This window comes from Streptomyces sp. NPDC002566, assembly GCF_042889585.1.
Classification (GTDB): domain Bacteria; phylum Actinomycetota; class Actinomycetes; order Streptomycetales; family Streptomycetaceae; genus Streptomyces.
In genome coordinates this window covers 50,675-70,596 of record NZ_JBIARD010000006.1, presented here as the reverse complement: position 1 = coordinate 70,596, position 19,922 = coordinate 50,675, and the positions used below count along the sequence as shown (strand labels likewise).

The window sequence follows — 19,922 nt, the reverse complement described above, 5'->3', positions numbered from 1 at the left end:
CTCATGGGCATGTCCCCGGCGAAGAAGCGCACCAGGAGCTACGACCCCGCCAGGATCCGCGCGGCCGTCCTCGGCCAGCTCGGGCACGTCCATCTGGCCGTCCGCCGGCTCACCCCCGAGCAACTGGCCCTCCCCACACGGCTCGACGGATGGAACGTGCGGGCGCTGGTCGCGCACGTCGGGACAGCCCTCACGGCCGTCGGCCGGGCCCTCGATCTCCCGGAGCCGGCACGACAGGACGCCACGGTCCTCGACTGGCCGTTCGCCACCGCCGCGAACGCCGCGGCCATCGACGAGTCCGCCCGCGCGCTCGCCGAGCGCACCCCCGACCTGGACGTCCACCTCACAGGTGTGGCCCGGCAGCTCGCCGAGCAGCTCGACGCCCACCCCGGCGACAGGCTGCTGCAGACCGCGGCCGGGGCCATGCCGCTCGGCGACTACCTGGTCACGCGCGCCGTCGAACTGGTCGTCCACACCGACGACCTGAACGCCGCCGTCCCCGGTCTGGACGTCCCGTACGACCGCCAGGCCCTCGCCGCCGCCACCCGGCTCCTCGCCGACGCCCTCGCGGTCAGGGCCCCCGGCGGAGCGACCGAGGTGCGGGTGCCGCCGTTCGCCGTCGTGCAGTGCGTCGAGGGGCCCAGGCACACCCGGGGCACCCCGCCCAACGTCGTCGAGACCGACCCGCTGACCTGGATCCGGCTGGCGACCGGACGACTCGCCTGGGCGGACGCGGTCGCCGGGGCGAAGGTGAGCGCGAGCGGCGAGCGCGCCGACCTCGCCTCACTGCTGCCGCTGATGGGCTGACACCCGCCGATCGGTGTGCGACACCTCACTCGCGCCTTTGAGGAGGGCTCCGGGGCGGGTGTCGCGGGAGCGCTCCCGGAGCCCTGGAGAAGCAGCGAAACGCGGAGCTGACCTGGGCAAACGCGCCCGGTGGGCGAGGCCGGCGCAGCTCAAGATCGAGTTACCGGCGAGTATCCCCAATTCGGACCAGTGGACGACCTCGCCTACACTCGATGTCGTGCCACGTGGTGACGGTCGACTCAGTCATGATCTGCTCCCCGGCGAGAAAGGCCCCCAGGACGCTTGCGGCGTCTTCGGTGTCTGGGCTCCGGGTGAAGAGGTCGCCAAGCTCACTTACTTCGGGCTCTACGCCCTCCAGCATCGGGGTCAGGAATCCGCGGGAATCGCGGTAAGCAACGGCTCCCAGATCCTCGTCTTCAAGGACATGGGCCTCGTGTCCCAGGTCTTCGACGAGACCTCGCTCGGTTCGCTCCAGGGTCATATCGCGGTCGGACACGCCCGCTACTCGACCACCGGTGCCTCCGTGTGGGAGAACGCCCAGCCGACGTTCCGCGCCACCGCGCACGGATCGATCGCGCTCGGCCACAACGGCAATCTCGTCAACACCGCCCAGCTCGCCGAGATGGTCGCCGACCTGCCCAAGCAGGAAGGGCGCACCCAGCGTGTGGCGGCCACCAACGACACCGACCTGCTCACCGCGCTCCTCGCGGCCCAGGTCGACGAGGACGGCAAGCCCCTGACCATCGAGGAGGCCGCCCACGCGGTCCTGCCGAAGGTCCGCGGCGCCTTCTCCCTCGTCTTCATGGACGAGCACACCCTCTACGCAGGCCGCGACCCGCAGGGCATCCGCCCGCTGGTCCTCGGCCGGCTGGAGCGCGGCTGGGTCGTCGCCTCCGAGACCGCCGCCCTCGACATCACGGGCGCCAGCTTCGTCCGCGAGATAGAGCCGGGCGAGTTCGTGGCGATCGACGAGAACGGTCTGCGCACCTCCCGATTCGCGGAAGCGAAGCCCAAGGGCTGCGTCTTCGAGTACGTGTACCTGGCCCGCCCGGACACCGACATCGCCGGCCGCAACGTGTACCTCTCCCGCGTGGAGATGGGCCGCAAGCTCGCCAAGGAGGCGCCGGCCGAGGCCGACCTGGTGATAGCGACCCCGGAGTCCGGCACCCCGGCCGCCATCGGCTACGCGGAGGCCTCCGGAATCCCCTTCGGCGCCGGCCTGGTCAAGAACGCCTACGTCGGCCGGACCTTCATCCAGCCCTCGCAGACCATCCGGCAGCTCGGCATCCGCCTGAAGCTGAACCCGCTGAAGGAAGTCATCAAGGGCAAGCGCCTGGTCGTCGTCGACGACTCCATCGTGCGCGGCAACACCCAGCGGGCCCTGGTCCGCATGCTGCGCGAGGCGGGCGCCGCCGAGGTCCACATCCGGATCTCCTCGCCGCCGGTGAAGTGGCCCTGCTTCTTCGGCATCGACTTCGCCACGCGCGCGGAGCTCATCGCCAACGGCATGACCATCGACGAGATCGGCACCTCGCTCGGTGCCGACTCCCTGGCGTACATCTCCATCGACGGCATGATCGAGGCGACCACCATCGCCAAGCCGAACCTGTGCCGCGCCTGCTTCGACGGCGAGTACCCGATGGAACTCCCGGACCCCGAGCTGCTCGGCAAGCAGCTGCTGGAGACGGAGCTGGCCGCCGGCCCCGCCGCCACGGCCGCCGCCGACGCGATCCGCCGCCCGTAGACGGTCCGTAACACCCGCCGTACGACACGAAGGTTCTCCTAGCCATGTCTGAGACACCCATCGCCGAGGGCGGCGCCAGCTACGCAGCCGCGGGCGTCGACATCGACGCGGGCGACCGCGCCGTCGAGCTGATGAAGGAGTGGGTGAAGAAGACGCAGCGCCCCGAGGTCCTCGGCGGCCTCGGCGGCTTCGCCGGCCTCTTCGACGCCTCCGCCCTCAAGCGCTACGAGCGCCCGCTGCTCGCCTCCGCCACGGACGGCGTCGGCACCAAGGTGGACGTCGCGCGCCGGCTCGGCGTCTACGACACCATCGGCCACGACCTGGTCGCCATGGTGATGGACGACATCGTGGTGTGCGGCGCGGAGCCGCTGTTCATGACCGACTACATCTGCGTCGGCAAGGTCCACCCCGAGCGGGTCGCCGCCATCGTCAAGGGCATCGCCGAGGGCTGTGTGCTGGCCGGCTGCGCCCTGGTGGGCGGTGAGACGGCCGAGCACCCGGGCCTGCTCGGAGAGGACGACTTCGACGTCGCCGGGGCCGGTACGGGCGTCGTGGAGGCCGACCGCCTGCTGGGCCCCGACCGCATCCGCACGGGTGACACGGTGATCGCCATGGCGGCCTCCGGCCTTCACTCCAACGGGTACTCGCTCGTCCGGCACGTCCTGCTGGACCAGGCCGGCCTCTCCCTCGACGCGCACGTCGAGGAGTTCGGCCGCACCCTGGGCGAGGAGCTCCTGGTGCCGACGAAGATCTACTCGCTCGACTGCCTGGCGCTCACCCGCACCACCGACGTCCACGCCTTCTCGCACATCACCGGCGGCGGCCTGGCGGCCAACCTCGCCCGGGTCGTCCCGGACGGGCTGCACGCCGTCGTCGACCGCTCCACCTGGACGCCCGCCCCGGTGTTCGACCTCGTCGGCAGGACCGGCCGGGTCGAGCGGCTGGAGCTGGAGAAGACGCTGAACATGGGCGTGGGCATGGTCGCCGTGGTCCCCGCGGACTCCACCGACGTGGCCCTGGCGACGCTGGCCGACCGAGGGGTCGACGCCTGGGTCGCCGGCGAGATCACCGAGCGCGGCGAGCACCCCACGGGAGCGGAGCTCGTCGGGGACTACGCGGTCTGACGCCTGCGGGCGCCGGGCCCCGCGCGCAGCACAAGACCCGGTCGGCGACCGAAGTCACCGACCGGGTGAGTGCACTGATGCAGGGTCAAGCGCCGCGACGGTGTTGGTGCGGGGACTCCTCGTCCTCGCCATCGTCGTCGTCCCCGTACAGCTCGGCGTACCGGGCGTACGGGTCGTCGTCCTGCTCATCGTCCTCGAACGGCTCGCCATTCGGCGGCATGTTCGATGGCGATGCGCCCAGCTCTTCGGCCAGGCGTGAGAGATCCGTCCCGCCGCTGTTGTACTTCAGCTGGCGGGCGACCTTCGCTTGCTTGGCCTTGGCCCGGCCGCGCCCCATGGCTCGACCCCCTCAACGACGGGGCTCGACGGCCCCAGAGTCTTGACACGCGTTCATGATCCGGAACGGACTCTCCGCAGAGAGGCCGGTCCGTAGGGCTTCCACGGTACCTGAGCCCGCACCCATACGGTACGTCGCCCGTGGCACGCGCGTGTGCACAGAGCCTTCGAGGCGCCCCGTCCTCGCTGGTCAGTGGCGATTTTAACCACTTATCCGCGGCCGACCCGCCGGGAAGAGTGAGAGTTCTCTCCAACTTTCCGCCCGGCGGTACCGGCGAAAGCCTCCGGAGCGGCCCCGCGGTCTCAGCGGAACCGTACGCTCCGGTCGGCCGCCGGGCTCGCCGCCCGGCCCCTCGTCCGCCCGGTCGCCCGGCTCAGCGGCCGCGCGCCCGGGCCGCCTCGTGCATCCGCTGCTCGGCGATCCGGTCGGCCGCCGCGGCCGGCGGAATCCCGTCTTCCTTCGCACGTGCGAAGATTGCGAGCGTGGTGTCGTAGATCTTCGCGGCCTTCGCCTTGCACCGGTCGAAGTCGAACCCGTGCAGCTCGTCGGCGACCTGGATGACCCCGCCGGCGTTCACCACGTAGTCCGGCGCGTAGAGGATCCCGCGGTCGGCGAGGTCCTTCTCGACGCCGGGGTGGGCGAGCTGGTTGTTGGCCGCGCCGCACACCACCCTGGCCGTGAGCACCGGGACGGAGGTGTCGTCGAGCGCCCCGCCGAGGGCGCAGGGCGCGTAGATGTCCAGGCCCTCGACGCGGATCAGCTCCTCGGTGTCCGCGACGGCCGTCACGCCCTGCGGATGCCGGTCGAGGATCCGGCGTACGGCGTCCTCGCGCACGTCCGTGACGACGACCTCCGCGCCCTCGTCGCGCAGGTGCTGCACCAGGTGGTGGCCGACCTTGCCGACGCCGGCGACGCCGACCCGGCGGCCGCGCAGGGTGGGGTCGCCCCACAGGTGCTGGGCGCTCGCCCGCATGCCCTGGTAGACGCCGAACGCGGTCAGCACGGAGGAGTCGCCCGCGCCGCCGTTCTCCGGGGAGCGTCCGGTCGTCCAGCGGCACTCGCGCGCCACGACGTCCATGTCGGCGACATAGGTGCCGACGTCGCAGGCGGTCACGTACCGCCCGCCGAGCGAGGCCACGAAACGGCCGTACGCGAGCAGCAGCTCCTCGGTCTTGATCGTGTCGGGGTCACCGATGATCACGGCCTTGCCGCCGCCGTGGTCGAGCCCGGCCATGGCGTTCTTGTACGACATCCCCCGCGCGAGGTTCAGCGCGTCGGCGACGGCCTCGGCCTCGGTCGCGTAGGGGTAGAAGCGGGTGCCGCCCAGGGCGGGGCCCAGTGCGGTGGAGTGGAGGGCGATGACGGCCTTGAGGCCGCTCGCGCGGTCCTGACAGAGCACGACTTGCTCATGACCCCCCTGGTCCGAGTGGAACAGGGTGTGCAGTACATCAGCGTGCGCGCCGGATACGTCGGTCACTGTGGTGACTCCTGGGTAACTAGCGGCGGGTGGGGACGGGGGCCCCGTAGAGGTGGCGGGGCCCGTGGGATGAGCGTAGAGCCTGGACGGTCCGCTGATCGCCTGCTGTGCGCGATCACTTTGCCGTGGGGCGGCGATCCCCTTCTCCCGGAGTAAGGACGCGGGACGATTTCCATGTTTCCGGCCCGCCCGCCAGGCGGGCCCGGAAGGTTTCCCGGCCGGTCTGACGGGGAGGGAAGGAGGCGTGCCCCAGGTGTCCTCGGTGACCGTCCCGTACGCGGCCTATCTGCGCGTGTACGAGCCGCTGGCCGCCTTCCCCGAGCCGGAGCGCGGCCACTGGGAGCGCTACGCCCGCCGTACCGACCGGCCCTCCTACCAGGACGAACTGCGCCGCTCGCTGGCCGACCTGCTGGCCACCCCGCCGATCGCGGTGCCGGTGCAGGAGAGCGGGGACGCCTTCGTGCTGGAGGTGGAGGGCGTGGTGTGCGTGTGCCCCTGGCGCACCCGGCTGCGCGGCTGGCAGGCCCTGGGCGAACTCGGCGACGAACTGCCCGGGCCGGTGCTGGACGCGGTCCTGCCCCCGGTGGTCCGGCTCCAGGCGACGCAGGACTACGAGCGCTGGCTGACCCGCAACCCCGACGCCCGCCCCTGGATCCGCACCGCGACCTGGCAGGTCCCGCTGAACTGGTTCGCCCTCGTCTCCGACGAGGAGCGCGAGTACGACAAGGGCGCCGCCGGGCTCGCCCCGGTGCTGCGCTACCGCACGCCGATGGTCCAGGCCCGGCGGCGCGTCGCCCGGTCCCTGCGCGCGCTGAAGGAGGCCCTCGACGAGGGGCCGCTGATCGAGGGCCTGGTGGACGTGGGGCGCTGGCTGGAGGAGTTCCACCCGCGCTCGCTGGTCGAGCTGGACTACGGCGGGCTGGTCCACGCGCTGCCGGCCGGCGAGCTGGAGGACGACCACTCGGCGGCGGACGTGGCCGCCGGCGTCGACGCCCTGCGCGAGGGGGACGGCGCGGCGGCGGGCGAGGCCTACGGCAGGCTCGTCGAGCGGTGGCGGTCGGTGCGGGACCGGCGCTCCGCGAACTGACGGGGCGGCAGCGCGGGCGCGGCGGCAGCGCGGCAGTGGCGAGAGCGTGGCGGCGGCGGTGGCGTGCCCTTTTCCGATGATCTGTCCGTTGAGTGACCTGGGTCACGGCCATAAGCGGGCGATCAGCGTACGGTCGACCGAACTTCACGGAACGGACGGGACGTAGATCCCGATCCGGGCTTATGTCTCAAGGGTGACGGACCGCACGTACGGGGCCCTTGCGTCGCTTGCCCCTCCTCGTGCCAAAATAGGACAAGGAGTCCGGGGAGGACTCCGTCCGTCCACTTGTGCTCCATCGTGGGGGGAATCTCAGCATTGCACGCTTTGGGGGGTCTGGTGACTCCTGATCGCCATGTGACTGATCGTCACACCGGCGTGACTGTCCGCTATGGCATGGTCCATCGGCTTCCGTCGCCGATGAACACCTGGGGGGCAATTCCATCGGTTTGGCCGACGCGGCTGGACAGATGGTGTAGTTGTAGTGCCGAGGACAAGCCGTTCGTCCTATAACCGACTCGACTCGCGTCCGCCATTTCGGGCAACGCGGGTCAAGGTGCAGAATTTAGAGGAAAGAACCGAGAAGGTTCGGTTCTCCCGAGGAGGCCGCTCATGACCGCTCGCACCCCTGATGCTGAGCCGCTGCTGACCCCGGCTGAGGTCGCCACCATGTTCCGCGTGGACCCGAAGACGGTCACGCGGTGGGCGAAGGCCGGCAAGCTCACGTCGATCCGCACGCTCGGCGGGCATCGCCGTTACCGCGAGGCTGAGGTCCGCGCTCTGCTGGCGGGCATCCCGCAGCAGCGCAGCGAGGCCTGAACAACTCAATAACCGGGCAAAACGGCAGGTCCCCCAATCTGTCGAGGTGCCTGAACCCTAGCTCCAAACGACGCGGGTCCTGCCCCAACAGGCCCGTCGCCCACACGGTGCGTCGTCGATCGCGCTGGACTCCGCCGGGTCCAGCGCGATTCTTTTTTGCCCTCCGGCCCGCTACCCGCCGGTGCTCATGGGTGGGTTGCGGGGGGCTCGGCGGGGGTTCTTCGGGTCGTGGCGGGGTGTGGCGGGCGGCGGTGTGAGCGACGCCTTTGGCGGGGCGGTGAGCGGCCTTGTCGGAGTCTGGGGAGTCTCTGGGAAGGTTCGTGGAGGGTTGCGCGGGTGGCCTTTCAGCGTAGTGCAATTGCACATATTAAATTGACCAGTTGTAGGAGACTGGTAAGAACCGGGGTTCTGGAAACTCATGCGGTGACACCCGTCACATGCTGTTGACCTTGAACGCGTCATCCCAAGTGCGCTAGTGGAAGCGCTTGTTGTACGGGGTGGTGGTGCCCGCCCCGGTGAGCGGGTGCGGCCCGGGAGGGTCTGTGGGGGTGTCCAGCGGGGGCGGCCAGGAGGGGCGGGCTTGCGCGATCCCTCACGACTCCCCGGCTGAGGGACGCCGCGGCGGGACCTCTGGCGGTGCTTCGGCTCGGCGGGGCTGCGGCGGGGCCGCTCGCAGCGGCTCGCCTTGGCAGCTCTGTGGCGGGGCCGCTCGTGGTGGTTCGGCCGGGCGGCTCTGTGAGGGGTCGTGCGGGGGTTCGGCTCGGCGGGGTTGCTGGGGCTCGTTCCCTTGTTCGGCGTGGCGCGGCTGCGGGGCCCCGTGCGGCAGTTCGGGCCCGCGGCTCGCCGGGGCTCCGCGTGGCGGTTCAGCTCGGCGGGGCTGCGGCGGGGCCGCTCGCGGCGGCTCGCCTTGGCGGCTCTGTGGCGGGGCCGTTCCTGGTGGTTCGGTCCGCCGTGGCTGCGAGGCTCCGCAAGGCAGTTCGGGCGGGCGGCTCGGAGGGGCTGCGTGTGGCGGCTCGGCCTGGCTGGACTGTGGCGCGGCGGCGTGTGGCGGCTCAGCTTGGGGTTGTGGCCGGGCGTCTCGTGGTGGCTCGGCTTGAGGGCTCGGAGGGGTTTTGGGCGGCACTCCGGGCTGGCGGCGGTCCGGCTGTGGTTCCGGCGGCCGTCCGGGCGTTCCAGGGGGCTGCTGGGGGACGTGAGCGTCCCCGGCTTCGCCCGGTGGTTCCGTTCGGTGGGGCTGTCGGCTCCCGGCGGCCTCCGGATGTCCGCCGGCTTCCCGGTCGGGCCGGCCTGTCGGGACCGCCTGGGACTCTCGGCCCTCGAAGGCGCAGACCTGCCGGGGCTCTTGGCTCTCCCGATCCTCTTCCCTGAGGTCGCTCTCGGCGAGGCGCAGGAGGCGGTGGCAGATGGGGCAGTGGCGGGTGAGGTGGCGGTAGGACGACGCGGCCGACAGGTGCGCGCGGAGCAGCGCCCGCGTCTCGTGCCCGGCCGATGCCGCCATACGCCACCTCCAGCGGGACCACGCCGACGGCGGTGTCCTGAACTCCGGGGTACCGAGGGAACGTGACGCCGTCAAGGGCGCGGCGCGTGACCGGGACGCGAAAAGAGCCCGGGTCCGAAGACCCGGGCTCTTTTCGATCTGTGCGGTCCTGACGGGATTTGAACCCGCGGCCTCCACCTTGACAGGGTGGCGAGCACTCCAAACTGCTCCACAGGACCAGGCTTTGCGGCGCCTTCCCGCTGCGCCGTGCTGCGAAACGAGACTCTACAGGAGGGTGGCCCGCCTGGTCGAACTCACCCTCCGTGCAGTGCCCGTCACGGCGCGGCGGCGTCGATCGCCTTCACGATCCGCTTGTCCGAGACGGGGTACGCCGTGCCCAACGCGTGGGCGAAATAGCTGACCCGGAGCTCCTCGATCATCCAGCGGATGTCCAGGACCGAGGACGGCACCGGCCGGCCCTCGGGCAGCTGCTCCAGCAGCCAGGCGTACTCGTCCTGCATCTCGTGGACCTTCTCCATACGGGTGGTGTCCCGCTGGACGTTGGTCGGCATCTGCTGCAGCCGCCGGTCCACGGCGATGAGATACCGCATCAGGTCCGGCAGCCGGCGCAGACCCGTCTGCGTCACGAACCCGGGCCGCACGAGCGCGTCCAGCTGCTTGCGCACGTCCGCCAGGTTCGGGAGAAGCGTGGGGCTGCGTACGCCCTTCAGCCGGCGCTCGCAGGCCTGCCAGGCGGCCAGCACCTGCTGCACCTGCCCCACGGCCCGCACAGTCGTGTCCACGATCTCGGCGCGCACCTTGTCGTACAGCTTCCGGTACGACTCCTCGTCCCATACCGGACCGCCGAAGTCGCCGATCAGCTTGTCCGCGGCCGCCATCGCGCAGTCGTCGAACAGCGCCTGGATCGAACCGTGCGGATTCGCCGACAGCGCGAGCTTCTGAGCGTTCGTCATCTTCTCGGACGCGAACTTCGCCGGATTGACCGGGATGGACCGCAGGATGAGGCGGCGCGTGCCCTTCCACATCGCCTCCGCCTGCTCCGCCTCCGTGTCGAACAGCCGTACGGAGACGGTGTTCTTCGCCGGGCCGTCGTCGACCAGCGCCGGATACGCCTTCACCGGCTGCCCGGCGCGGCGGGTCTCGAAGACGGGGGTCAGCGCGCCGATCGTCCAGTCCGTCAGCCCCGACCGCTCCAGGGACTCGCCGCCCTGCCGCTCGGCGGTGGCCGCGGCGGCCTGGGAGAGGGCCTGGCGCGCCTTCGGCTTCAGCCGCAGCTTCAGCGTCTCAAGGTCCTTGTCCTCGGCGAGCTTGCGCCGCCGCTCGTCGACGATCCGGAACGTGATCTTCAGATGGTCCGGGACCTTCGACCAGTCGAAGTCCTCGGCCTCGAAGGGCACGCCGACCATCCGCTTGAGCTCACGGCTCATGGCGACGGTGATCGGCTCCTGAGAGGGCGCCGCCTGCTCCAGGAACCGCTTGGCGAAGTTCGGCGCCGGCACGTAGTGGCGGCGGATCGGCTTCGGCAGGGAGCGGATCAGCTCGGTGACGATCTCCTCCCGCAGGCCCGGGATCTGCCAGTCGAAGCCCTCGTCGGTGACCTGGTTGAGCACCTGGAGCGGGATGTGGACGGTCACGCCGTCCGCGTCCGCGCCCGGCTCGAACTGGTACGTGACCCGGAACTTCAGCTGCCCCTGCCGCCAGGAGTCCGGATAGTCGGCCTTGGTGACCGCCTCCGCCGACTCCCGGATGAGCATCTCCCGCTCGAAGTCCAGGAAGTCGGGCTGCTCGTGCCGCTTGCGCTTCCACCAGGAGTCGAAGTGCGCGCCGGACACCACGTGCTCGGGCACCCGCTGGTCGTAGAAGTCGAACAGGGTGTCGTCGTCGACCACGATGTCCCGCCGCCGGGCCCGGTGCTCCAACTCCTCGACCTCGCTGAGGAGCTTGCGGTTGTCGGCGTAGAACTTGTGGTGCGTGCGCCAGTCGCCCTCCACGAGCGCGTTGCGAATGAAAAGCTCGCGGCTCGTCTCCGGGTCGATGCGGCCGTAGTTGACCTTCCGCTGGGCGACGATCGGCACGCCGTACAGCGTGACCTTCTCGTACGCCATCACCGCCGCCTGGTCCTTCTCCCAGTGCGGCTCGCTGTACGTCCGCTTCAGCAGATGACCGGCGAGCGGCTCGACCCACTCGGGCTCGATCTTCGCGTTGACGCGGGCCCACAGCCGGCTCGTCTCCACCAGCTCCGCCGACATCACGAACCGCGGCTGCTTCTTGAACAGCGCCGAACCCGGGAAGATCGCGAACTTGGCGTTGCGGGCGCCCAGGTACTCGTTCTTGTTGCCGTCCTTCACGTCCTTCATCCCGACGTGGGAGAGAAGGCCGGCCAGGAGGGATACGTGGACGCTGTCGCCGGCGGCTTCCTGTTCGTTGAGGTGGATGCCCATCTGCTTGGCGACCGTGCGCAGCTGCGTGTAGATGTCCTGCCATTCGCGGATGCGCAGGAAGTTGAGGTACTCCTGCTTGCACATGCGGCGGAACGAGGACGAACCCCGCTCGCGCTGCTGCTCCCGCACGTACCGCCACAGGTTCAGGTAGGCGAGGAAGTCGCTGGTCTCGTCCCGGAAGCGGGCGTGCTGCTGGTCGGCCTGCGCCTGCTTGTCGGCCGGGCGCTCACGCGGGTCCTGGATGGACAGCGCGGCGGCTATGACCATGACCTCGCGTGCGCAGCCGTTCTTGTCGGCCTCCAGGACCATCCGCGCCAGGCGCGGGTCGACCGGCAGCTGGGCGAGCTTGCGACCGGTCTGGGTAAGCCGCTTGCGGGGGTCCTTCTCGGCCGGGTCCAGCGCGTTCAGCTCCTGCAGCAGCTGCACGCCGTCGCGGATGTTGCGGTGGTCCGGCGGGTCGATGAACGGGAACTTCTCGATGTCGCCGAGGCCGGCCGCGGTCATCTGGAGGATGACGGAGGCCAGGTTGGTGCGCAGGATCTCCGCGTCCGTGAACTCCGGGCGGGCCTCGAAGTCGTCCTCGCTGTACAGCCGGATGCAGATGCCGTCGCTGGTGCGTCCGCAGCGGCCCTTGCGCTGGTTGGCGCTGGCCTGCGAGATCGGCTCGATGGGCAGCCGCTGCACCTTGGTGCGGTGGCTGTAGCGGCTGATGCGGGCGAAGCCGGGGTCGATGACGTACTTGATGCCGGGGACGGTGAGGGAGGTCTCGGCGACGTTCGTCGCCAGCACGATCCTGCGCCCGGTGTGCGCCTGGAAGACGCGGTGCTGCTCGGCGTGGGACAGACGGGCGTAGAGGGGGAGGACCTCCGTGAACCGGTATCTCTTCTTCTCCAGCGCGTCCGCGGTGTCGCGGATCTCCCGCTCGCCGGAGAGGAAGACGAGGATGTCCCCTTGCCCCTCGCCCATCAGCTCCTCGACGGCGTCGCAGATCGCGGTGATCTGGTCCCGGTCGACGTCCTCGGAATCCTCCTCCAGGAGCGGCCGGTACCGCACCTCCACCGGGTACGTCCGCCCGCTGACCTCGATGATCGGAGCGTCCCCGAAGTGCCGGGAGAACCGCTCGGGGTCGATGGTCGCCGAGGTGATGACGACCTTGAGGTCGGGGCGGCGGGGGAGCAGCTGGGCGAGGTAGCCCAGCAGGAAGTCGATGTTGAGGGACCGCTCGTGGGCCTCGTCGATGATGATCGTGTCGTAGGCGCGCAGCTCGCGGTCGGTCTGGATCTCCGCGAGCAGGATGCCGTCCGTCATCAGCTTGACGAAGGTGGCGTCAGGGTTCACCTGGTCGGTGAACCGCACCTTCCAGCCGACGGCCTCGCCGAGCGGGGTCCTGAGCTCCTCCGCGACCCGCTCGGCCACGGTGCGCGCGGCGATCCGGCGGGGCTGGGTGTGCCCGATCATCCCGCGCACGCCGCGCCCCAGCTCCATGCAGATCTTCGGGATCTGCGTGGTCTTGCCGGACCCGGTCTCACCGGCCACGATGACGACCTGGTGATCACGGATGGCGGCCGCGATCTCGTCCTTCTTCTGGCTGACCGGCAGCTGCTCGGGATAGGTGACGGCGGGGACGCGGGCACGCCGCGTCCCCATCCGTTCCTCGGCCCGTACGACCTCGGCCTCGATCTCGGCGAGCACGGCGGCCCGCGCCTCCGGCTTGCGGATCTTGCGCGCACCTTCGAGCCTGCGCCCGAGCCGGTGCGCATCGCGCAGCGACAGCTCGGTCAGACGGGGGGCGAGGGCGCCGAGGGCGGGGGCGGGGTGCGTAGACATACGCGTTCCAGGATCTCATCCCGTGGAAAATCCTGGCGAACCCTTTTGCCGGGCGGTGTGGGGCTCAGCCCTGGCGGTGCCCCGCGGAGGAGGACGAGGGGGCTGCCGGCGACGCGACCGGCTTCGCCGGACGGAAGCGGGCCGCCTTCAGCCAGCGGCGCATGGCCGTGGCCATGGGGCGCTCGACGAAGCGGTGCACGACATAGCAGAGCAGCACCAGCCCGATCACCGTGCCCACGATCAGCAGCCGGGGGTCGACCCGGTCGCCGAAGCGGTAGGCGACGGTCAGGCCGATGGGGCTGTGCAGCAGGTACAGCGGGAAGGTGAGCGTGCCCGCGACGCTCAGCCACCGCCAGCGGATCCGGTGGGTCCAGCCCAGCGCGATCGCGGCGATCATGAAGAAGAACGCCGTGATCACCAGGATCAGCCAGCCGCGCCACGGCGACCACTCGTTCCAGCTGATACGGCCCCCGCCCGGCGTCAGCAGGAAGTGCAGCGCCAGCAGCCACGACATACCGACCACGCCCCACAGCAGCGGCGTCGGACGGAAGCGGTACATGAGGTAGAAGGCCATGCCGGCGATGAAGTACGGCGCGGACGGCGGGTTGACCACCAGCGTCAGCAGCGGCATGTCCGCGGCCGGCGCGAGCACGGCGGCAACCGTCCACAGCCCCGCGAAGACCAGCACCCGCTGGTAGGTGAGGCCCTTCCACACCACGACCGCGAAGGTCAGGTAGAAGCACAGCTCGGGCCAGAGCGTCCAGTACACCGAGTCGAGGTGCTCCACACCCAGCGGCTTCTGCAGCATCGTGAGGTTGGCGAGGATCACCCGCGGCTCGGTGCTCCCGAACGGCGCACCGGCGAACTTGATGCATATCGCCGAGACCACGACCCCGATCCAGTACATCGGGTAGAGGCGGGTGACGCGGGATATGAAGAAGTCGCGCGGGGTGCGGCCCCAGGCGCTCATACAGATGACGAAGCCGCTGATCAGGAAGAACAGGTCGACCCCGAGCCGTCCGAAGGCGAAGACCGGGTGGGCGTCCGGGAAGATGTTCTCCGGCGTGCGGCCCCAGAGGTGGACCATCGTCTTCGGCTTCTGACCGATGAAGTGGAAGAGCACCACGGCCAGCGCCGCCAGGAACCGCAGCCCGTCCAGCGCGGCCAGCCGCCCCCCGCCGGCGCCAGAGCGGGACACGATCACGCGTCCGGAGGCGGGCGCGGCCTGCGTCGGCGGTGTCTGCTGCGCCGCTGCTCCCTCACCTCCCAGGTCCGTGGTCGCGTCGACCTGTCCCGTTCGGTGCGTCGTCGTCATCCCTCTACCGTTCGTAGGCGTCGTCTGTGGGCCCGCTGAGCCAGCCTGACAGTCTGACCGGCGGACGGATGGAAGGGTTGTGAGGACCAGGAGAAAATGTTTTGGCTTTGTACTGCCTGGCCCCGCCCCGCCCGGAGGCGCGCACATACCCGCAACCTCTGGGAAGCCCGGATCCGGTGCGGCGAAAAAGCGGAAGCCCTGTCCACGAGGACAGGGCTTCCGGGCTGTGGCTGGGGCCGGGGTCGAACCGGCGACCTTCCGCTTTTCAGGCGGACGCTCGTACCAACTGAGCTACCCAGCCACGAGGTTTCACGTGAAACCTCAGCGGTCCTGACGGGATTTGAACCCGCGGCCTCCACCTTGACAGGGTGGCGAGCACTCCAAACTGCTCCACAGGACCAAGCGTTGTGTACGACAGTGTCGCACACGGTGTTGCGTGCCCCCAACGGGATTCGAACCCGTGCTACCGCCTTGAAAGGGCGGCGTCCTAGGCCGCTAGACGATGAGGGCTATCGGCCCGCCTGGGCGCTTCTCAGCGCGTCGGGGACGTGAGAAGCATATGGGATGGCGGGAGGGATCGCCAAAACGGTTTACCGGGCGGGTGCGGAGGGGGACGGGGACGGGGTGCCGGGAGCCCTTGTGGGAGGGGTGTTCGCGGGGGCCGTGGGCGGTGCGCCCGTCGGCGCTCCGGACGGTCCCGTCGGTGTTCCGGAGGGGCTGGGCGAGGTGGCGGCGCCCGGTTGGTTCTCCTTCGGCAGGTGGCGGCTGACCTCGGCGGTCGTCAGGCCCAGGCCGCCCAGTTTGATCTCGTCCCAGGCCTGGAGGCGCCGGGTGTCGCGGTCGAAGTAGAGGATCGAGGCCTGGATGGGGTCGGGGTACTTGCCCTCGACGGCACGCAGGCCGCTGCCGCCCGTGGACCCCTCGACGCGCAGCCGGGTGCCGTTCTTCAGGATCTCCATGTCCTCGTGATGGATGTGACCGGCCAGGGCGAGGGGCACCTCGCCGTCGGTGCGGCGGGCGGCGGCGGGCTCGTGGGCGACGGCCACGTCGACGGGCGTGCCGGCGGCCCGCTGGGCGCGGAGCGCGTCCGCGAGCCGGTCGCCGGCCGCTTCCTGAACGTCCTGGCCGCTCTGTTCGGTCGAGCGGTCGGGGGTGAACTGCGGGTCGCCGACGCCGGCGAAGCGCAGGCCCGCGAGGGTCACGGCGCGGCCGTCGTCGATGACGTGGACGTTGCGGACGCCTTCCAGGTAGCGCTGGGTGGTCGCCGAGTCGTGGTTGCCCCGGACCCAGACGTAGGGCGCGCCGAGGTCGGCGATGGGGTCCAGGAAGCCGTTCTCCGCCGCTGATCCGTGGTCCATGGTGTCGCCGGAGTCGACGATGACGTCCACGTCGTACTGGTCGACGAGGGAGGAGATGATCTTCCAGCTGGCGGGGTTGAGATGGATGTCCGAGACGTGCAGCACGCGGACGGTGGTGGGGTCCGGCTGGTAGGTCGGGAGGGTCGAGGTGACGTCGTAGAGCTTGGTCACATTGGTGACCAGCCGGGCCAGTTCCTTCTGGTAGACGTCGAACTCGGTGACGATGCTGCGGGCGTTGCCGACCAGGGAGGGGGCCGAGGAGAGCAGGCCCGAGAAGCGCGGTTCGAGGACCGACTTGGGATTCCAGGTGGCCCACGCGGTGGCGCCCGAGGCGGCGAGGAGGCCGAGGGCGAGGCCGCCGGCGGCGAGGGCGCGGCGGGGGCGGCGGTAGACGGCGAGGCCCAGCGCGGTGGCGCCGGTGACGACGGCGACGCAGGAGCGGAGTGCGAGGTCGATGGTGCCGTGCTCGACGTCGCGGGCGATCTCGTCCTGGAGGCCGGAGAGGCGCTCGGGGTGGTCGACGAGGGCCTGGGCGCGGACGGGGTCGAGCTGGTCGACGTTGACGTCCAGCCGGACGGGCCCGGTGTGGCTGTCCAGCTGGAGGGCGCCCAGCGGAGAGACGTTGATCTTGGTGCCGCCGGTGGTGGAGGGGCGCAGGGTCATCGTCGTGTTCATCGGTCCGACGGGGGCGCGGACGTTGCCGACGATCAGCAGTCCGAGCCAGGCGCCGAGCAGCACGACGGCGGTGAGACCGAGGGCGCGGGTCCACGGGCGGGGCCGGGCGGCGAGTTCGGGGGTGGTGCGGGGAGCGGCGGGGCGGGAGCCGGGCTTGCGGTGCTTCATGGGGTTCAGGGCGGCGGTGGAGGCGCGGAGGGGGACGCGGACGCGGACCATTCGTCGCGTATGCCCAAGCGCGCGACCGGATATGCGGGCCGTTCGCACCCCTCGTACGGCGGTGTCGTACCGGAGAATGGGCGTGTGCTGGAGATGACGCGCGAGGAGTTCGAGGAACTGGTCGCCGAGGCGCTGGACCGGATTCCGCCGGAGTTGACGCGGTTGATGGACAACGTCGCGGTGTTCGTCGAGGACGAGCCGCCCGCGGACGATCCCGAGCTGCTCGGGCTGTACGAGGGGACCCCGCTGACCGATCGCGGCGAGTGGTACGCGGGGGTGCTGCCGGACCGGATCACGATCTACCGGGGGCCGACGCTGCGGATGTGTGCGACCCGGGAGGAGGTCGTCGCGGAGACCGAGGTGACGGTGGTGCACGAGATCGCCCATCACTTCGGGATCGACGACGCGCGGCTGCACGCGCTGGGGTACGGCTGAGTCGCTCGGGCCGGCTGAGCCGCTGATGGCCGGACCCGGCTGAGGGGGTGCGGGCCGCAGGGCCTTCGGGTCGCGTGTCCTCCTGCGGGTGGCGGGAGTTGAAGTGGTTGACTCCCGCTTCGTCACCGGAGGTGGCCCGTGCGCCCCTTGTACCTACCCGTTCGTCTGGCCGCCACGGTCCTGGTCGCCGCGGCGGCCGCCGGTTGCATGAGCGTGGGCGACGACGAGGGCGGCCGGGTCCGGCCGTCGCACTCGGCAGGGCATCGGGGCGGTGAGGCGGCGGACGCCGGGGGCGGCGGGTGGGCCGGTGGGCACGGCTTCGCCACGGCGGGCGGCGAGGGCAGGCACGGGCGGGGCAAGGGCGGGAAGAAGGGCGAGCCGGGCGCGTCGGCGGCCCCGTCGGAATCCGCCTCGCCGAAGGTGAGCGCGGCGCCGTCGGTGAAGACGCAGCCGGGCAAGCCCGGGCAGAGCGAGAAGCCGGGGGTGCCGGAACCGCCGAAGGAGGAACCGGCGCCCACGCGTCCCGCCGAACCGCAGACGCCGGCCCCGCAGCCGGACCCGCCCCTGCCCAGCGTGCCGGAGCCGACGGTCGCCGAGCCGTCGTCGTCGGCGCACGAGGAGCCGGCGCCGCAGCTGGTCGAGCGGGAGCCGGCGCCGGTGGCCGGGGTGCCGGTGTAGGCGTGCCGGCTCAAGGGCGTTGCGGTGGCGGCTCGTTCGCGTTCGGGCGGGGTGCGCCTCGGTGCGAGGTCGCTGTGCCGGGTGTGACGTACGTCTACAGGGCTCGGTTTGCCTTAGGGGGTGCAGGGTGCGTATGGTGGTAGATCGTTTGATCCCATTGCCCGGCGCCACCGCAGAGCGCGCCGTGTGGCGCGTACTCTCCCTTGCCGTGACGGCGGACCGCATAGAGGCGGTCGTAATGCGAACACGGAGTTGACGGGCGCGTGCCGACGAGACTCCGGAAGGTTTCGCATTCGCATGTCCATTTCCAGTACTGATCACGCCGTCGTGCCCGAGAACGTCGTGACCGACAACGTCGACGCCGACCTCGTGAACGACGAGGCCGCCGACACCCAGGTCGACGAGACTCCCGAGCTCACCTTCGCCGACCTCGGCCTCCCCGAGGGCGTCGTGCGCAAGCTGGCGCAGAACGGCGTGACCACCCCCTTTCCGATCCAGGCGGCGACCATTCCGGACGCCCTGGCCGGCAAGGACATCCTCGGCCGTGGCCGCACCGGCTCCGGCAAGACCCTCTCCTTCGGTCTGCCGACCCTGGCCACGCTGGCCGGCGGCCGCACCGAGAAGAAGAAGCCCCGCGCGGTCATCCTGACCCCGACGCGCGAGCTGGCCATGCAGGTCGCCGACGCGCTCCAGCCGTACGGCGACGTCCTCGGCCTGAAGATGAAGGTCGTCTGCGGCGGTACGTCGATGGGCAACCAGATCTACGCCCTCGAGCGCGGCGTCGACATCCTGGTCGCCACCCCCGGCCGCCTCCGCGACATCATCAACCGCGGCGCCTGCTCGCTGGAGGACGTGCAGATCTCCGTCCTCGACGAGGCCGACCAGATGTCCGACCTGGGCTTCCTGCCCGAGGTGACGGAGCTGCTCGACCAGGTCCCGGCGGGCGGTCAGCGCATGCTGTTCTCCGCGACCATGGAGAACGAGATCTCCACACTGGTCAAGCGCTACCTGAGCAACCCGGTCACGCACGAGGTCGACAGCGCCCAGGGCAACGTCACGACCATGTCGCACCACATCCTGATCGTGAAGCCCAAGGACAAGGCGCCGGTCACCGCCGCGATCGCCTCCCGCAAGGGCCGCACCATCATCTTCGTCCGCACCCAGCTCGGCGCGGACCGCGTCGCGGAGCAGCTGTGCGAGGCGGGCGTGAAGGCGGACGCGCTGCACGGCGGCATGACCCAGGGCGCGCGCACCCGGACGCTGGCCGACTTCAAGGACGGTTACGTCAACGTCCTGGTCGCGACGGACGTGGCCGCCCGCGGCATCCACGTCGACGGCATCGACCTGGTGCTGAACGTCGACCCGGCCGGCGACCACAAGGACTACCTGCACCGAGCCGGCCGCACCGCCCGCGCGGGCCGCACCGGCACGGTCGTCTCCCTGTCCCTGCCGCACCAGCGGCGTCAGATCTTCCGTCTGATGGAGGACGCGGGCGTCGACGCCGGGCGTCACATCATCCAGGGCGGAGCCGCCTTCGACCCGGAGGTCGCCGAGATCACCGGCGCCCGCTCGATGACGGAGGTCCAGGCCGAGTCCGCGGGCAACGCCGCGCAGCAGGCCGAGCGCGAGGTCTCCCAGCTCACCAAGCAGCTGGAGCGCGCGCAGCGTCGTGCGACCGAGCTGCGCGAGGAGGCCGACCGGCTGGTCGCCCGGGTCGCGCGCGAGCGGGGCGAGGACCCCGAGGCGGCGGTGGCCGAGGCGCAGGCCGCGGCCGTCGAGGCCGTCGAGGCGCCGGCGGTGGCCGAGGTGTCCGTGCCGGAGCAGCCGGCCGCGCGGGACATCGACCGCAGCGACCGTGACCGTGGCGGCCGTTCGTTCGAGCGCCGTGACGACCGTCGGGACGACCGTGGTGGCCGTTCCTTCGAGCGTCGTGACGACCGGGGCGGTTTCAACCGCGACCGCGACCGTGACCGTGGCGCCGGCCGTTCCTTCGAGCGCCGTGACGACCGTCGGGACGACCGTGGTGGCCGTTCCTTCGAGCGTCGTGACGACCGGGGCGGTTTCAACCGCGACCGCGACCGTGA

At 70.9% G+C, this 19,922-nt stretch carries 14 protein-coding genes and 4 tRNA genes; 8 read left to right on the top strand and 10 right to left on the bottom strand.

All coding sequences use genetic code 11. The annotated features are described in order from the left end of the window. Nucleotides 1–9 precede the first annotated feature (9 nt). The 3 genes from ACFYXA_RS24455 to purM all read left to right on the top strand — a co-directional run bounded on the left by ACFYXA_RS24455 (nucleotide 10) and on the right by purM (nucleotide 3,675). A complete protein-coding gene (locus tag ACFYXA_RS24455; protein WP_389036319.1) occupies nucleotides 10–807 on the top strand; it encodes a sterol carrier family protein in 798 nt (265 codons plus the stop codon). Nucleotides 808–1,024: 217 nt separating this feature from the next. Next, a complete protein-coding gene (gene purF / locus ACFYXA_RS24450; RefSeq protein ID WP_352251255.1) occupies nucleotides 1,025–2,551 on the top strand; it encodes an amidophosphoribosyltransferase in 1,527 nt (508 codons plus the stop codon). A gap of 44 nt (nucleotides 2,552–2,595) precedes the next feature. Continuing rightward, on the top strand, nucleotides 2,596–3,675 hold the full coding sequence (gene purM, locus ACFYXA_RS24445) for a phosphoribosylformylglycinamidine cyclo-ligase (protein WP_352251257.1): 1,080 nt from the start codon (nucleotides 2,596–2,598) through the stop codon (nucleotides 3,673–3,675). 85 nt (nucleotides 3,676–3,760) lie between these two features. Here purM and ACFYXA_RS24440 read toward each other — a convergent pair whose 3' ends face one another. Together ACFYXA_RS24440 and ACFYXA_RS24435 are read right to left on the bottom strand one after the other, a co-directional pair. Beyond that, nucleotides 3,761–4,012, bottom strand: coding sequence for a DUF3073 domain-containing protein (locus ACFYXA_RS24440; RefSeq protein WP_130439428.1), 252 nt, complete (start codon nucleotides 4,010–4,012; stop codon nucleotides 3,761–3,763). A 373-nt stretch (nucleotides 4,013–4,385) separates the two neighbouring features. After that, nucleotides 4,386–5,489 carry a Glu/Leu/Phe/Val dehydrogenase dimerization domain-containing protein gene (locus ACFYXA_RS24435; protein WP_352251259.1) on the bottom strand — a complete coding sequence of 368 codons (1,104 nt, stop codon included), beginning with the start codon at nucleotides 5,487–5,489 and terminating at the stop codon, nucleotides 4,386–4,388. A 244-nt stretch (nucleotides 5,490–5,733) separates the two neighbouring features. Here ACFYXA_RS24435 and ACFYXA_RS24430 point away from each other — a divergent pair, with 244 nt between their 5' ends. Together ACFYXA_RS24430 and bldC are read left to right on the top strand one after the other, a co-directional pair. Further along, nucleotides 5,734–6,576 carry a hypothetical protein gene (locus tag ACFYXA_RS24430; RefSeq protein ID WP_352251261.1) on the top strand — a complete coding sequence of 281 codons (843 nt, stop codon included), beginning with the start codon at nucleotides 5,734–5,736 and terminating at the stop codon, nucleotides 6,574–6,576. A 609-nt stretch (nucleotides 6,577–7,185) separates the two neighbouring features. Next, nucleotides 7,186–7,392, top strand: a complete 207-nt coding sequence (bldC, locus tag ACFYXA_RS24425) for a developmental transcriptional regulator BldC (protein WP_003949541.1) — start codon at nucleotides 7,186–7,188, stop codon at nucleotides 7,390–7,392. A 592-nt stretch (nucleotides 7,393–7,984) separates the two neighbouring features. On the opposite strand, the gene ACFYXA_RS24420 is transcribed toward bldC, so the two are convergent. The 8 genes from ACFYXA_RS24420 to ACFYXA_RS24385 all read right to left on the bottom strand — a co-directional run bounded on the left by ACFYXA_RS24420 (nucleotide 7,985) and on the right by ACFYXA_RS24385 (nucleotide 16,725). After that, the gene (locus tag ACFYXA_RS24420; protein ID WP_389036313.1) at nucleotides 7,985–8,890 is read right to left on the bottom strand and encodes a DUF6274 family protein; all 906 of its coding nucleotides are present in this window, start codon (nucleotides 8,888–8,890) and stop codon (nucleotides 7,985–7,987) included. A gap of 143 nt (nucleotides 8,891–9,033) precedes the next feature. Beyond that, a tRNA-Asp gene (locus ACFYXA_RS24415) sits at nucleotides 9,034–9,108 on the bottom strand. A 96-nt stretch (nucleotides 9,109–9,204) separates the two neighbouring features. Beyond that, nucleotides 9,205–13,158 carry an ATP-dependent RNA helicase HrpA gene (gene hrpA / locus ACFYXA_RS24410; RefSeq protein WP_352251265.1) on the bottom strand — a complete coding sequence of 1,318 codons (3,954 nt, stop codon included), beginning with the start codon at nucleotides 13,156–13,158 and terminating at the stop codon, nucleotides 9,205–9,207. A gap of 64 nt (nucleotides 13,159–13,222) precedes the next feature. Further along, nucleotides 13,223–14,473, bottom strand: a complete 1,251-nt coding sequence (locus tag ACFYXA_RS24405; RefSeq protein WP_389036309.1) for an acyltransferase family protein — start codon at nucleotides 14,471–14,473, stop codon at nucleotides 13,223–13,225. Nucleotides 14,474–14,700: 227 nt separating this feature from the next. After that, nucleotides 14,701–14,774 (bottom strand) — tRNA-Phe (locus ACFYXA_RS24400). Between the two features lie 24 nt (nucleotides 14,775–14,798). Further along, nucleotides 14,799–14,873, bottom strand: a tRNA-Asp gene (locus ACFYXA_RS24395). A 37-nt stretch (nucleotides 14,874–14,910) separates the two neighbouring features. Next, nucleotides 14,911–14,983: transfer RNA gene (locus ACFYXA_RS24390), tRNA-Glu, on the bottom strand. Between the two features lie 80 nt (nucleotides 14,984–15,063). Further along, nucleotides 15,064–16,725: a metallophosphoesterase gene (locus ACFYXA_RS24385; protein WP_389036306.1), complete on the bottom strand. Its 1,662-nt coding sequence runs from the start codon at nucleotides 16,723–16,725 to the stop codon at nucleotides 15,064–15,066. An 84-nt stretch (nucleotides 16,726–16,809) separates the two neighbouring features. Between ACFYXA_RS24385 and ACFYXA_RS24380 the strand changes: the two genes are divergently transcribed. The 3 genes from ACFYXA_RS24380 to ACFYXA_RS24370 all read left to right on the top strand — a co-directional run. Then, nucleotides 16,810–17,160 (top strand): metallopeptidase family protein, encoded by a 351-nt coding sequence (locus ACFYXA_RS24380; RefSeq protein ID WP_055637702.1) that lies wholly within the window; start codon nucleotides 16,810–16,812, stop codon nucleotides 17,158–17,160. 138 nt (nucleotides 17,161–17,298) lie between these two features. Further along, nucleotides 17,299–17,838, top strand: a complete 540-nt coding sequence (locus ACFYXA_RS24375) for a hypothetical protein (protein WP_389036303.1) — start codon at nucleotides 17,299–17,301, stop codon at nucleotides 17,836–17,838. Nucleotides 17,839–18,135: 297 nt separating this feature from the next. Then, the coding region (locus ACFYXA_RS24370; protein WP_389036301.1) for a DEAD/DEAH box helicase at nucleotides 18,136–19,922 on the top strand (1,787 nt) is incomplete at its 3' end.

Excerpts from the sequence above, each read along its gene's own strand:
- purM (WP_352251257.1), top strand. The coding sequence starts at position 2,596 with ATGTCTGAGACACCCATCGCCGAGGGCGGCGCCAGCTACGCAGCCGCG.
- ACFYXA_RS24455 (WP_389036319.1), top strand. The coding sequence starts at position 10 with ATGTCCCCGGCGAAGAAGCGCACCAGGAGCTACGACCCCGCCAGGATC.
- ACFYXA_RS24385 (WP_389036306.1), bottom strand. The coding sequence starts at position 16,725 with ATGGTCCGCGTCCGCGTCCCCCTCCGCGCCTCCACCGCCGCCCTGAAC.
- bldC (WP_003949541.1), top strand. The coding sequence starts at position 7,186 with ATGACCGCTCGCACCCCTGATGCTGAGCCGCTGCTGACCCCGGCTGAG.
- hrpA (WP_352251265.1), bottom strand. The coding sequence starts at position 13,158 with ATGTCTACGCACCCCGCCCCCGCCCTCGGCGCCCTCGCCCCCCGTCTG.
- ACFYXA_RS24420 (WP_389036313.1), bottom strand. The coding sequence starts at position 8,890 with ATGGCGGCATCGGCCGGGCACGAGACGCGGGCGCTGCTCCGCGCGCAC.
- ACFYXA_RS24405 (WP_389036309.1), bottom strand. The coding sequence starts at position 14,473 with ATGACGACGACGCACCGAACGGGACAGGTCGACGCGACCACGGACCTG.
- ACFYXA_RS24440 (WP_130439428.1), bottom strand. The coding sequence starts at position 4,012 with ATGGGGCGCGGCCGGGCCAAGGCCAAGCAAGCGAAGGTCGCCCGCCAG.